The sequence below is a fragment of the Corallococcus macrosporus genome, assembly GCF_017302985.1.
GTDB lineage: Bacteria > Myxococcota > Myxococcia > Myxococcales > Myxococcaceae > Corallococcus > Corallococcus macrosporus_A.
Genome location: NZ_JAFIMU010000007.1, coordinates 1,526,176 through 1,539,554 on the forward strand (window position 1 = coordinate 1,526,176; position 13,379 = coordinate 1,539,554).

Consider the following 13,379-nt stretch of genomic DNA (forward strand, 5'->3'; position numbering starts at 1 on the left):
GGAGCCATGGCCAGAGGCGTGTCATTGGGGCTCCGCTCCACCGTCGCGGCTCATTCCATCGTCCGCCAGCGGAGCACCCTAGCCGCACGCCTCTTCGGCTCCAATACCGTGTTCACGCGTGCACGGGCTCTCCACCCATGGGCCCGGACCTGTCCCGGTCTCGCCGCGTTGCGCGCTCGGCGTCTTCCCTGGCCCAGCGTGCGACATCGTCGCGCGCGTTCTTGTGCGCGAGCGCACCTCCGACGATGACCCCGCCAATCACCAACATCATCACCAGGATTCCCACCACGAGCGCGCCGACGATGAGCATGTGAGCTCCTCCACTGCCAACGGTGCATCGCGCCCGCCCCTCCCGCAGGCCCGGGGCGGCGTGCGCTGCGGGACCCTGCCTCCCCGTCCGTTCCCCCCGCCTGGCAATGGACAGCCATGGGACACACCTTCGTCTCAGCGCCACCGGAACGCCCCACATGGAGGTGCGCCAATGCAAGACGCTGGCACCGGGCGACACGACACCCCACCCCCTTCCTGGAAACCCAGGCCCTCGCTGCCCCCGCCTGCTCCCCGCCCCCCCTCCTCCCACCCGGACTCCGCCCCTCCCCCGTCCGGCGGTGGATGCCCGCCGCACGACGACTTCGACGGCCCCATCGCGTCCTGGTAGGGAACCAGGGCATGAGCGTGCCCCGCCCCAATCCCCTGCTGTCGGACCGCGACGTGGACTTCCAGCTCTACGAAGCGCTGGACACCGCCGCCCTCTGCGCGCTGCCCGCCTTCCAGGAGCACTCGCGCGACACCTTCGCGCTCCTGCTCGACAGCACCCGCCGCTTCGCCCGCGAGGTGCTCGCGCCCACCTACCGGCCCATGGACGCCGCCCCGCCCGTCTTCGAGCACGGCCGCGTGCGCGTGCATCCCGCCATGCGCTCGCTCTACGCCGGCATGGTCGACCTGGGCCTGCTCACCGCCACCCGCCCCCCGGACGTCGGCGGCCAGCAGCTCCCCCTCACCGTGCACGCCGTGGCCAGCGCCTACCTCATGGCCGCCAACCTGAGCGCCTATGGCTACCTGGGCCTCACGCTCGGCGCCGCGCACCTGCTGGAGGTCTTCGGCACGCCCTTCCTGCGCGACACCTTCATGGCGCGGCTGTACCGCGGTGAGTGGACCGGCACCATGGCCCTCACCGAGCCCCAGGCCGGCAGCAGCCTCGCGGACGTGAAGACGCGCGCCACGCCCGCGCCGGACGGCTCCTTCCGCCTCCAGGGCTCCAAGATCTTCATCAGCGGCGGCGACCAGGACTTCACCGACAACGTCGTGCACCTCACCCTCGCCCGCATCGAGGGCGCGGAGGGCGGCACGCGCGGCGTGTCCCTCTTCGCCGTGCCCGCGAAGAGGCCGCAGGCAGACACGCTGGTCCCCAACGACGTCCAGGTGGCCGGCGTCATCCACAAGATTGGCTGGCGCGGCCTGCCCAGCCTCGTGCTCAACTTCGGCGAGGCCAATGACTGTCATGGCTGGCTCGTGGGCCAGCCCGGACGCGGGCTCGCGTGCATGTTCCAGATGATGAACGAGGCGCGCATCATGGTGGGCCTCAACGGCGTGTCCACCGCCGCCGTCGCCTACCAGGAATCGCTCTCCTACGCGCGCGAGCGCCCCCAGGGCCGGCCCGCCGGCATCCGCGACACCACGCGCGCCCAGTCCCCCATCATCGAGCACGCCGACGTGCGCCGCATGCTGCTGCGCCAGAAGGCCATCGTGGAGGGCGGCCTCGCGCTGCTGCTCACCACCTCCACGCAGGCGGACCTCGCGAACCACGCCCCGGACGAGCCCACGCGCAAGCGCGCGCACCTGCTCCTGGACCTGCTCACGCCCATCGCCAAGACGTTCCCCGCGGAGAAGGGCTTCGAGGCCAACGCGCTCGCGCTGCAGATCCACGGCGGCTACGGCTACTCCAGCGAGTACCTCCCGGAGGCGTGGCTGCGCGACCAGAAGCTCAACAGCATCCACGAGGGCACCACCGGCATCCAGGGCCTGGACCTGCTCGGGCGCAAGGCGGTGGCGGAAGGGGGCGCCGCGCTCCAGGCGCTCGACGAGGAGGTGCGGGCCACCACCGCGCGCGCCCGCGCCGCCGGCGTGGAGCCCGCGTGGAGCGACGCGCTGGAGGACGCGCTCGGACAGGCCACCGCCCTCACGCTGGAGCTGGGCGCGCGAGGCATGGCGGGTGAAGTGGACGTGATGCTCCGTCACAGCACGGACTTCCTGGAGCTGTTCAGCGTGGTGACCGTGGCGTGGCGCTGGCTGGCGCAGGCCGCCGCCGCGAAGGAGGGCCTGGCGCGCACGGCGAGCGCGGAGGACACCGGCTTCTACGAGGGCAAGCTCGCCGCCGCGCAGTACTGGTTCGCGGTGGAGGTGCCGCGCGTGCCGCTGCTCGCCCACCTGTGCCGCACGGGCGAGGACTCCTACGCACGCATGCGTCCGGACTGGTTCTAGGAGATGTCCGTCTCCTTCCACCTGTGCCAGCCCGGCAGGGGCGCCTCGTGCGGCGCCTGCTGCGGCCTCTACAACTTCCGCGACCACTCCCGCGCGGCGCTGACCCGGCGGCTCACGGCGCAGACGGAGCGGCTGTCCCGCACGCCGCACACGCCCGAGGCCTACGGCGAGGCCGCGCGAGAGCTCACCGCGAACCGGGACGCGCCCGCGCTCTTCCCCATCGTGCGGGTGTGTCCCCTGCTGGGCTTCCTGGACGCGGAGCACCAGCGCGTGGGCTGCCTGGGCCATCCCCTGGTGACGGGCGGCACGGACCTGCGCGACTGCGGCGTCTACCGCGCCGAAGTCTGCGAGACGTTCACCTGTCCGTCCTTCGGCTGGCTCACCGACGCGCAGGCCCGGCTGGTCCAGGCCGCGTGCGCGGACTGGTACCTCTACGGGCTGGTCATCACCGACGTGGAGTTCGTGCGCGGCTGCCTGAAGCTCCTGGAGTGGGAGCTGGGCGGCCCCGCGTCCCCGGACGTCCTGCGCGAGCGCCCCGAGTCGCTCGCCGCCATGCGCCGCCTCTTCGCCCTCAAGGAGACGGCCCCTGGCCGCGACGGACAGGCGACGGTGTTCGGCCGCTTCGCCCATGACACGGAAGGCGAACCCACTCCGCGCTCGCTCGACTACGCGGTGCTGGGCACGCGCGCCGCCCCCGAGGACGACGTGGTGCTGTGCCTGGGCTACACGCCCGCCGACGCACCGGCGCTGCTGGCCGCGCGCGCCCTGGTGCGCGAGCACGTGCACGCCGTGGCCGTCACCTTCCCCGCGTAGCCCTCGCATCCAGAAGCCAACACCCTTCCGGATGCATGACGCTTGCAACGGCAGGGGGTCGTCCGCAGGTTCGCCTGCGGGAGGGTTGGCGGATGGGTGGACGGTGGATGTGGTTGGGGATGGTGGGGCTGTGCTCGCTTGCTTCCGGCTGTCAGGAGCACGACACCGCGGACACGGTGATGACGGAGACGCCGACGGCCATGCAGGCCCGGGACTCCGCGACCGGTGGGCTGATGGTGCCCGCCACGCCGGCGCTGGCGCGGAGCACAGTGGACGGCGACCGTTCCCTGAGCGGTGACGCGCTGCCGGCGGCGAACGCGCAGGTGCCCGCGGACACGGCACCGCCTCCACCCGGCGCCCGGCCCCTTCCCGGCCCCCGGGTGAACGAGCCCGCGCAAGGCACCACGGCGCAGGCTCCCGCGACCACGCCGGCCCGTCAGCGCACGGCGGCACCGAACACGAATGCCCAGCGGCAGGCCCAGGCGAACCCGAACGCGAACGCCCAGCAGGCCCCGGCGAACGCGAACGGCGCTCCCGCGACACAGGCGCCCGCCGAGGGCCGGGTGATGATTGGCGCACAGGCCGTGCAGGCCAGCGACGACGAGGCCTGGTACGAGGGCGCGGCCAAGGCGGCTCAAGCGGCGGTCACGGACAACTCCTCCAACCGCCCGCTGGAGCAGGTCATCATCGCGTCCAGCACGGTGAACGGCCGCGTGACGCGCGTGGGCAAGGACACCCTGCACGTGCGCGACGGCGAGGGCACCGTCTACGAGCTCCAGCTCGACCAGCGCAGCCGGGGCCTGCGCCAGGGCCAGCGCGTGCCGCTCAAGGAGCTCCAGGAGGGCACCCCGGTGCGCGCGCAGTTCGTCCTCATGGGAGGCCGCACCGTCGCGCGCGACGTGCAGGTGCGCAAGTAGCCTGGCCCCAACGCAGTCCTGAAACGACGACACCCGGGAAGCCATGGCGGCTCCCCGGGTGCCTGTCTTCATCCCGGACTCCCCTCACGCGAGAGGAGCCGGGCTGGAAGCGGGTGCGACTAGTAGACGGCCTTGAGCGTCACGCCCGAGTAGGCCGTGTAGCCGCGGACCTTCACGTAGTACTTGCCCGCGGTCGTCTTGGTGAGGGTGCAGGTCTCCGTGTTGCCGGACAGGTACGGACGGCAGTCGTACGCGGTCGTCGTCGGCGAGGAGCCGAAGCGCACGTACAGGTCCGCGTCACCCGTGCCACCGGAGGTGGTGATGGTGACCGTCTTGTTCGCCGGCACGTCCAGGGTGATCCACTCGTTGGTGAAGGAGCCGGAGGCACCGGAGACGCCCGTCACCGGCACGTTGCTCTGCAGCACGTTGCCGCCACCGCCACCGCCGGGGGTGTAGGAGCCCTTCAGCGACACGTTCGAGTACGAGGCGTAGGCGTTCAGCATCACGTAGTACGTGCCCGCCTGGATGTTCGTGATGGTGCACGTCTCCGCGTTGCCACCGACGTACGGACGGCAGTCGTAGGTGGACAGGTCCGGCGCGGCGCCGAAGCGCACGTACAGGTCCGCGTCACCCGTGCCACCGGAGATGGTGAACGTCAGCGCCGTGGCGCCCGAGGGGACGACCAGCGAGTAGTACTTGCTGTTGCCCGTGCTGTCGGACACCGTCACCGCGGTGCCGTTGGTCAGCGGGGTGGAGGTCGGAGGAGGCGTCACGACGCCCACGCCCACCGCTTCCCAGGCCGCCTTCACCGCGTCCTGCGTGGCCTGGTCGTAGCCCAGGTCCGCCGCCGCCTGGATGGTCAGCGTCTTCGCCTGCGCGAAGTTCGTGCTCGCGCCGTACAGGTCGGTGTTGGCCTTGTACCAGATGCGGCCGGCCTTCTCGACGCCGATGGCCGGCACGTTGATGGTGCTGCGGCCGCGCGGGTGCACGCCACCCTTGGAGAGCAGCGCGAACGCCAGGTTCGGCACGCCGGAGCTGTAGTGCACGTCCGTGCCGGACGTCACGTTGGCCGCCCAGTCCTTGGACACGCCGTCCTTCGCCGGGTCGTCCATGTAGCGGAGCGCGTCGTTCGCCGTGCCCGGCGTCCAGACGTCCTCGCCCACCATCCAGATGGCCGCCGCGGTGCTCCACGTGCCGGACTGCCAGCTCTCGCAGATGGCGCCGAACGTGTCGGACATGGCCTCGTTGAGGCCGCCGGACTGGCCGGAGTACGTGAGGTTGGACTCGTTCTCCGTCACCGCGTGGGTCAGCTCGTGGACCGTGACGTCCGCGTCCTTGCCCAGCTCGATGGAGTTCACGCCGTCGCCATCGCCGTACACCATCTGGGTGCCGTCCCAGTAGGCGTTCACGTAGTTGGTGCTGTAGTGCACCGTGCTGATGAGCGCCGTGCCCGCGTTGTTCAGCGAGTCGCGGTTGAACAGCGTCTTGTAGCAGTTGTAGGTGTAGCCCAGCATGTCGTAGTTCATGTCGACATGCGAGTCACCGGTGGCCGCCTGGCCCTCGCTGCGCTTGAGCGTGCCCGGGGTGCTGGTGCCGTTGTTCGCGCTGTAGACCTTGCGGTTGAGCGCGGTGTGGATTTCCGGCGCGCGCAGCACGATGGAGCCGTCCACCGCGCTCACGTAGACGCGGTCGCGCAGGGGCATCAGGTCGTTCTCGCCCGTGACCTTCACCTCGTACGCCAGGCGCAGCGCGCCGTCCTCGGTGCGCACGTACACCAGGCGGGGAGCACCCTGGGCCTGCAGGCCCGTGCCCACCGTCGCGCTCAGCGCCGCGTCACGCGCGGAGGCCGCCGCGATGCGGGGCAGCGCGGAGACGTTCACGCCGTCACGCGCGGAGCCGTTGGCGCGGAACACCGTGCCGTCCGGGCGCACGTGCACCACCAGCTCACCGCCGACGACCTCCAGGCCGTTCTTCGTCTGCGTGAAGCGCAGGTGCTGGTTGCCCTGCTCGTCGATGTTCGACTTGCGCAGCACCAGGTCGTCCGGGTTCAGCCGGAACGCCTTCGCCACGCCCGAGACCGCCTGGCGGCTCGCGGCCAGCGTGTTCAGCGTCCGCTCCATCCGGCCCAGCTCGCCCTGGATGTTGTCCGGGATGCCGTCCGCGTGCAGGCCCACCACCTGGGCGCTGGCCAGCGCGTTCAGCGAAGTCTGGATGTCCTCGCCCGACTTCTCCTGCTCAGGCGCCTGCGTCTCCTCCCCCGTGGAACCCTGCGTACCGCACGCCGTCAGAGCCACGCCGAGCCAGGCCGCGCCAATCGTCTTCAACAGTCGATGAGCCAACGCGATACCTCCATGAAGAAACAGCGGGATGATACGTGACACACTCGAATTCATCAGGGCAACTACTTTTTGGAGAAAGTGCGTTTAGTCACTTTCCCCCACCCTGCGGACCAAGCCAGGAGAACCTGATTTACCGCTTAAGCAAGCATCCTCCTGCTTCCGCTTCTTCAGCGGGTCTGTGGAGGGAACGGACGTGTGCCGGGGATGTCTCAAAAAATGTTTCATGAGACGGGGGGCAGCATGCACGGGGAGGCTGACATGACGCCAGGGCCCGGCCGCCGGTGGACGGGGGCGCTGTGCGTGGGGGTACTGCTGACGCTCACGGCATGCGCGTCGCGGGCGCCGGTGGCGGCGCAGGTGCCGGCGGTGCCCACGCTGTCGGTGGCGCAGGTGGCGCGCCTGCTGCCAGCGAAGGTGAAGGGCACGGAGCGCGAGGGCTGGGCGCGCGACGTGCTGGCGGCGCTGGACGCGGAGGAGGTTCCTCCTTCAGCGCCGGTGGTCTGTCAGGTGCTGGCCATCATCGAGCAGGAGTCCGGCTTCCAGGCGGATCCCGCGGTGCCGGGCCTGTCCAAGATGGTGCGTCAGAAGCTCGACAGCACCGCCGGACGGCTGGGCCCCCTGGGGCGGCGTTTGCTGGAGGACGTCCTCGCGGCGAAGGCGAAGGGGGCGAAGCGCAGCTTCGGCGCGCGGCTGGACGCCCTGCGCACGGAGCGGGACCTGGACCGGCTCTTCCGGGACATGCTGGCGTACTACGAGGAGGAGCACCCGGCGGCGTACGCGGCCGCGGACCTGGCCAGCTCGCTGTTCGGTCCGTCCTCGTTCGCGGGGCAGAACCCCGTCACCACCGCGGGCTCCATGCAGGTCAGCGTGCGCTACGCGGAGGAGAAGGCGGGGCCGGACGCGGATCCGGTGGCGGTGCGCGAGTCGCTCTACACGCGCGCGGGCGGCGTGCGCTACGGCACCGCGCGGCTTTTGGGCTTCGAGGCCGCGTACGACGCCCCGCTCTACCGCTTCGCGGACTACAACGCCGGCGTCTACAGCTCCCGCAACGCGGCCCTGCAGGCCCAGGTCAGCCGGCTCACCGGCGTGGCGCTCGCGACGGACGGCGACCTGCAACTGTATGACAAGGACGGCGAGCCGCGTGGCGAGGACAGTCAGACCCTCAAGGCGCTGCTCCTCTTCCGTCAGCGCTACGCGCCGGACCTGAGCGAGCGCCGGGTGCGCCGGGACGTGGAGGAGGAGAAGACGGCGGACTTCGAGAAGACGGACACGTATCTCGCCGTGAAGCGCGTCTACGCGAACCAGACGGGAGAGGCGCCCGCCTACGCCCAGCTCCCGCAGGTGACGCTCAAGAGCGTGAAGCTGAGCGGGGAGCGCTCCACCGCATGGTTCGCGAAGTCGGTGGACGCCCGCTACCAGCACTGCATGGCCCGCCACCGCCAGGCTGCGCGGTAGCGGGCCGGACCCACGACGGGGACTACGGCGTGGTGAAGACGGCGCTGAACGTGTCCGCGCTGACCGCGGGCAGCAGCTCCGCGGTGACGTACGGCGCGCGCGAGGGCTCGTAGTACGGCGAGTCATCCGCCGTCACGCGCACGTAGTAGCTCGTCCCGGGCAGCAGCAGGCCCGGCGGCAGGCGGACCTGCGTCCGGTCACCGGGCACGTAGAAGCGCAGCGTCGGCGTGGCGGTGAAGGTGCTGATCAACTGGAGGACGGACACCACGTAGTTGCGGGGCGCGCGCAGCGCGGGAGCCCGCCAGCTGATGACCGGCTGGTTGGTGCCCACCACGCGCGGCACGTAGGCGTCCACGCCGTCGATGCGCAGCTCCCGCGGCGGCGAGATGCCCGGCTGGATGGGGCTGGCGATGAGGTGGTCCATCCGGTCGGTGATGAAGATGTTGCCGCTGGGGTAGTGGGCGCGGGTCCCCACGATGACGGGCGTCGGAGACCGGAACGAGTAGCTGATGGTGCCCACCACGCCCCAGCTCGACGGATAGGGATTGCCGTAGGCGAACCGGTTCGTGATGACGCCGTCCTCACCGCGCGGCAGCCACAGGTTGAACAGCTCGCCCTGGTAGCCCACCCAGCCGTGCTGGTAGCCGAACGGAATGGGCAGCAGCGACATCGAGGCCAGGTTGATGGTGCCGGTGGGGTTCGAGTCCGTGCGCCAGCGGGAGAACTCGTTCAGGCGCCACTCCAGCGAGAAGGGCGTCTGGCGCACGGGGGTCATCGTGGCCGCCAGCGGCAGCGCCGTGGTGCCGTCCGGCGTGAACGAGAACGACGGCAGGTGCGCGCTGCTCACCAGCGTCTGGTACGCCAGGGTCCCGCCGCTCGGCAGCGTTCCCACCGCCACGGAGTTGAGCTGGTTCACGTAGAGGCGGTCGCCCTTCGCCTGGTCCAGGGCGGCCAACCCGTAGCCGTTGCTGGAGAACGCATAGGCGTACGGGTCGACGATGGACGTCGCACCGACCGCCAGTTCCTCGCTGGAGGAGAACGAGCTGTACGCGTCCACGTCCGCGCTGATGAGCTGCACGGCGCTGCCCGGCTCGGCGCTGGAGGACCACTGCTGCCAGGGCTCCAGGTTGAAGAGCTCCGCCGACACGGGGGTCTCGTTGAGGGACGTGTAGACCGCGTCCGGACGGCCGATGCGGTTGACGCCCAGGTCGAAGTGGCGCTCCCGCGTCAGGTAGTAGAACCGGTTCGAGCGCAGGAAGTACTCGCCGTCCGGCACGTTGTCGAAGCGCAGGCCCCCCGCCACCGGCGTGCCCGTGCGCCGGTCGAAGTCGATGCCGTTGGGGATGAGGATTTCGACGTCGCGGCCGGACAGGTCCTGCGGCACCACCGTCACCCCGGCGTTGGAGTGGAAGCGCGTGTCCGCCGTCACCAGCACGGAGGTGCCCGCGTCCACCGGCCCGGTGCCGGCGTCCATCTCTCCGCAGCCCGGCAGCACGTCCTCGTTGGAGATGACCGCCGTGCCCTCACGGGGGTCCATCACGATGGGGGAAGGGGTCTGCTCCTCGGAGGGGAGGGGCGCTTCTCCGCAGCCCAGCCAGGCCGCGCAGGCGGGAACGAGCAACAAAGACAGACGACGCAAGGACATGATGGGCCCAGGTGACAAGCGATGAATGGCTGTCCGGTCCCGGCCCAAACCCGACGCCGCCTCTATACGCGAAGCGCGCCAGGGGTTTGCTGGATATTTGCGTTTTGATGGGTACTTCAGGTGGGCGCGGATGGAGGCTTGCGCCCACCTGGGTCTGTCTTTCAGCGGGCGGGCGCCGCCGGCGGGGCAAAGCGCTTGTCGGAGATCTTCATCTCCGTGACGGGGCCGTACTTGCGGGCCACGTCGCGCAGGGCCTCCGCCTTGCCGATGAGGACGAACGTCAGGTCCTCCGGGGCGGGCAGGACGCGCTGGAGCACGGTGCGCACGCTGTCGCGGGTGGCGGCGGACACGGCGCCCGCGAACCCGTTCACGTCCTGGGCGTCCAGTTCGTAGAAGGCCAGCTCCGACAGCTTCATGGCCAGCTGGTCCCCCGTCTCCAGTGTCGGGGGGAACTGCCCCAGCACGTAGGCCTGGGCGGAGGCGAGCGTGGCGTCGTCCATGCCGTCCTGGCGGTAGCGCGCGAGCACGTCCAGCGCCAGGTCGATGGCGCGGCCCGTGGTGGCCGTCTGCGTATAGGAGGTGAGGACGACGGTGTAGGGCTGACGGGCCTGCTGCATGGCGGAGCGCGCGCCGTAGGTGAGGCCCGTCTTCACGCGCAGCTCGGTGTTGAGCAGCGAGGTGAAGCGGCCGCCGAGCACGGTGTTCCCCAGCTCCGCCACGACGCGGTCCGGGTCCGTGCGGCGGATGCCGGTGTTGCCGATGGCGAAGTACGTCTGGGTGGCGTCCGGCTTGTCCACCAGCAGCACGTGCCGGCCCTTCGTGGGCGCGGTTGCGGGCACGGCGGGGAGCTTCTGTCCCGCGGGGGCCCAAGCGCCCAGGGCGGCCTCCAGCTTCGCGGCCAGCTGCTTCGCGTCGAAGTCCCCCACCACGGAGAGGATGAGCCGGTCCCCGCCCAGGTTCGCCTTCGCCCAGCCGAGCACGTCGGCCCGGCCAATCATGGGCAGCGACGCCTCACTGCCCACCGAGGACAAGCCGTACGGGTGCGAGGGGAAGTGGAAGGCATTGAAGTACACGCCGATGAGCGCGCGCGGATCGCCGTCCTTGGCGGAGGCGATCTCCGACACGCGCAGCGCGCGGGCCTTCTCCAGCTCCTGCGCGTCGAAGCGCGGGCGCACGAGCATGTCCGACAGCAGCTCCACCATCAGCGCGGTGTCGCGGGCCTGGAAGCTGCCGTTGAGGATGAGGGCCTCGCGGGCCGGCACGACCTCCAGCTCGCCGCCCACGCCGTCCACGGCCTCCGCGAACTGCTGGGCGTTGCGGGAGCCGGCGCCCTTCTGGAGCAGCTCGGCGGTGAGCGCGGCCAGGCCCTCCTTGCCAGCGGGGTCGGTGACGGAGCCGCCCTTGAGCCACGCGCTGAAGGACACCAGCGGCAGCTCGTGCTTCTCCACCAGCAGCAGCCGCACGCCGTTCTTCAGCGTGACGGTGGTCGCCTCCGGCAGCGTCACGCCCTTCGTGGACAGCGGCGCGGTGGGGGCCGGGGTGGCCGGAGCCTTCGCCGGGGCCTCCGGTGCCGGCGGCGGCTGCACGGGCGCGGCGTCGGGAGCGGGCGCCTGCGTGGTCGCGCACGCGGAGACGAACAGCAGCGCGGCGAGGGTGGAGCGCAGCGGACGGGGGGTCAGCATCGGGTGGGCACTCATCGCGCGGCCTCCTTGCGGGCCGGGGTGGCGGACTCAGTGGTGGGGACGAGCCAGCCCACCGTGCGGTGGTCGGGGTTGAAGATGCGGGCGGCCAGCGCCTTCACGCCGTCGCGGGTGACCTTCTCGTAGCGCGAGGGCGCGTCGAGCAGGGCCTTCCAGTCGCCGCGGAAGGTGGCGGCGCTGCCCAGCTCGCGGGCGCGGCCGTCGTTGGTCTCCAGCTTGCGCCAGAAGGTGGCCAGGGCGACGTTGCGCGCCTTCTGCAGCTCCGCGTCGGTGACGCCGTCCTTCACCACGCGGTGGAGCTCCGCGGTGAGCAGCGCTTCCGTCTTCGCCAGGTCGCCGCCCGGCGGCAGGTCCACGTAGAACCAGGAGAGCGTCGGGTCGAAGCCGCCGGCGGTGGTGCCGCGCACGCGGATGGCCACGCGGGCCTCGTCCACCAGCTTGCGGTGCAGGCGCGACGAGTCTCCGTGCGTGAGGATGAGGCCCAGCAGCTCCAGCGTCTCCGCGTCCGGGTCGTTGGCGGCGAGGCCGTGGTAGGCGACCTGGAGCAGCGGGGACTGGGCCAGCCGCTTCACGACGATGCGCCGCTCGCCCTGCTGCTCGGGCTCCTTCGTGCGCACGGGCTCCGGCGCGGGCTGCGAGGGGATGGTGCCGAGCGTGGCCTCCACCTGCTCGAAGACGCGGGCCGGCTCCACGTCGCCCGCGATGACGAGCGTGGCGTTGTTGGGGGCGTAGTACGTCTTGAAGTAGCGCTGGAGGTCCTCCATGCGCCAGGACTCGATGTCGGACGGCCAGCCGATGACGGGGATCTGATACGGGTGCGCGACGAAGGCGGTGGACTGCATCTGCTCCTGCAGCGCGCCGCCGTTGTCGTTGTCCACGCCGGAGCGGCGCTCGGAGTAGACGACGCCGCGCTCGGACTCGATGACCTTGGGGTCGAAGGCGAGCGACTGGAGCCGGTCCTGCTCCAGGTCCAGGATGAGGGGCAGCGCGGAGGACGGGAACCAGTCCAGGTAGACGGTGACGTCCTCGGAGGTGAAGGCGTTGTTGGCGCCGCCGTTGGCCTCCATGACGCGGTCGAACTCACCGGGGCCGTACTTCTTCGCGCCGTTGAACATCATGTGCTCGAAGAAGTGGGACAGGCCGGTGATGCCGGGGCGCTCGTTGCGGCTGCCCACGCGGAACCAGTTGGCGAGCGCCACGTTGGGGATGTCGTGGTCCGGCCAGACGATGACGGTGAGCCCGTTCTTCAGCGTGCGGGCCTGGATGTCGGAGCCCAGCTTCGCGGCGGGGGTGGAGGCCCCGGCCTGGGGCGCACCCAGGAGGGCCAGACAGGCGAACCACGACAACGGCGGACGGAACATCCTTGCTCCTGGGGAGGGACCACGGCGGCGCCCGGGAACGGGCGGCAGCGCACCCTATTCCAGAAACGCCGCCAGGGTGCCCCCCGAGGAGCGTCCGGCGAGCCTCAGGCGCCCAGCACCTGCCGCAGCACGGACTGGAAGTAGTTCGTGCTGCCGATGTGGCCCGCGTGCAGCTTGGCGGACTGGTGGAGCCGCTGGGCGACGGCCTCGAACTCCGCCTGGCTGACGTCGCGCAGGGACAGGTACAGGCGGGCGGCGGCGCGCAGGTAGGAGAAGAGGGGGTTCTTGTGGTGGCCGTCGGGCCGGCGCGCGAGGTGCCGGTAGAGCTGGGAGAACTCCTGGTCCACTTCCGCGTGGCGGGTGTCGCGGCAGAAGCCGGCGGCGGTGGCCTCGACGAGGAAGAAGAACGGCTCGTACTCGGGGAAGGGGGGCCGGGTGAAGTCCGGGGGCTGCTTGTTCCCGGTCCACAGCGCGGCGATGGGCTGCAGGCGCACGTGGGCGGTGACGTCGCCGAAGCGCACGGGGACCTCGTCGCCCACGGGCTTCACCTGGCCCTGTTCGTCCCGTTCCACGGGGATGAACAGGCGCATGGGGTCCTCCACCTTCACGCCCGCCTTCTCCAGCTCCGCCACCACGTTCGCGTCCATTGCGTTGATGAACCTCCGGGT

Annotated in this window: 10 protein-coding genes; 4 read left to right on the forward strand and 6 right to left on the reverse strand. The window is 71.0% G+C overall.

The genetic code is table 11. The features are described 5' to 3' along the window. Positions 1-112 precede the first annotated feature (112 nt). Positions 113-310 (reverse strand): hypothetical protein, encoded by a 198-nt coding sequence (locus JYK02_RS18505; RefSeq protein WP_207052794.1) that lies wholly within the window; start codon positions 308-310, stop codon positions 113-115. 359 nt (positions 311-669) lie between these two features. Between JYK02_RS18505 and JYK02_RS18510 the strand changes: the two genes are divergently transcribed. The 3 genes from JYK02_RS18510 to JYK02_RS18520 all read left to right on the forward strand — a co-directional run bounded on the left by JYK02_RS18510 (position 670) and on the right by JYK02_RS18520 (position 4,211). Next, positions 670-2,481: an acyl-CoA dehydrogenase gene (locus JYK02_RS18510; RefSeq protein WP_207052796.1), complete on the forward strand. Its 1,812-nt coding sequence runs from the start codon at positions 670-672 to the stop codon at positions 2,479-2,481. Positions 2,482-2,484: 3 nt separating this feature from the next. Next, a complete protein-coding gene (locus JYK02_RS18515; protein WP_207052798.1) occupies positions 2,485-3,294 on the forward strand; it encodes a hypothetical protein in 810 nt (269 codons plus the stop codon). Positions 3,295-3,386: 92 nt separating this feature from the next. Beyond that, entirely contained in the window at positions 3,387-4,211 is an 825-nt protein-coding gene (locus tag JYK02_RS18520) for a hypothetical protein (protein ID WP_242588796.1), read from the forward strand. Positions 4,212-4,330: 119 nt separating this feature from the next. Here the strand turns inward: JYK02_RS18520 and JYK02_RS18525 are convergent, their stop codons facing one another. Next, positions 4,331-6,550, reverse strand: coding sequence for a M4 family metallopeptidase (locus tag JYK02_RS18525; RefSeq protein WP_242588797.1), 2,220 nt, complete (start codon positions 6,548-6,550; stop codon positions 4,331-4,333). Positions 6,551-6,808: 258 nt separating this feature from the next. Here JYK02_RS18525 and JYK02_RS18530 point away from each other — a divergent pair, with 258 nt between their 5' ends. Further along, on the forward strand, positions 6,809-8,005 hold the full coding sequence (locus tag JYK02_RS18530; protein ID WP_207052802.1) for a DUF1615 domain-containing protein: 1,197 nt from the start codon (positions 6,809-6,811) through the stop codon (positions 8,003-8,005). A 22-nt stretch (positions 8,006-8,027) separates the two neighbouring features. On the opposite strand, the gene JYK02_RS18535 is transcribed toward JYK02_RS18530, so the two are convergent. The 4 genes from JYK02_RS18535 to JYK02_RS18550 form a co-directional block, all read right to left on the reverse strand. Beyond that, on the reverse strand, positions 8,028-9,650 hold the full coding sequence (locus JYK02_RS18535) for a fibronectin type III domain-containing protein (RefSeq protein ID WP_207052804.1): 1,623 nt from the start codon (positions 9,648-9,650) through the stop codon (positions 8,028-8,030). 161 nt (positions 9,651-9,811) lie between these two features. Then, positions 9,812-11,332, reverse strand: coding sequence for a M16 family metallopeptidase (locus tag JYK02_RS18540; RefSeq protein WP_207052806.1), 1,521 nt, complete (start codon positions 11,330-11,332; stop codon positions 9,812-9,814). A gap of 11 nt (positions 11,333-11,343) precedes the next feature. Further along, complete coding sequence (locus JYK02_RS18545; protein WP_207052808.1) at positions 11,344-12,711, reverse strand: M16 family metallopeptidase; 1,368 nt, start codon at positions 12,709-12,711, stop codon at positions 11,344-11,346. Positions 12,712-12,815: 104 nt separating this feature from the next. Further along, positions 12,816-13,358, reverse strand: coding sequence for a hypothetical protein (locus JYK02_RS18550; RefSeq protein ID WP_207052810.1), 543 nt, complete (start codon positions 13,356-13,358; stop codon positions 12,816-12,818). Positions 13,359-13,379 lie beyond the last annotated feature (21 nt).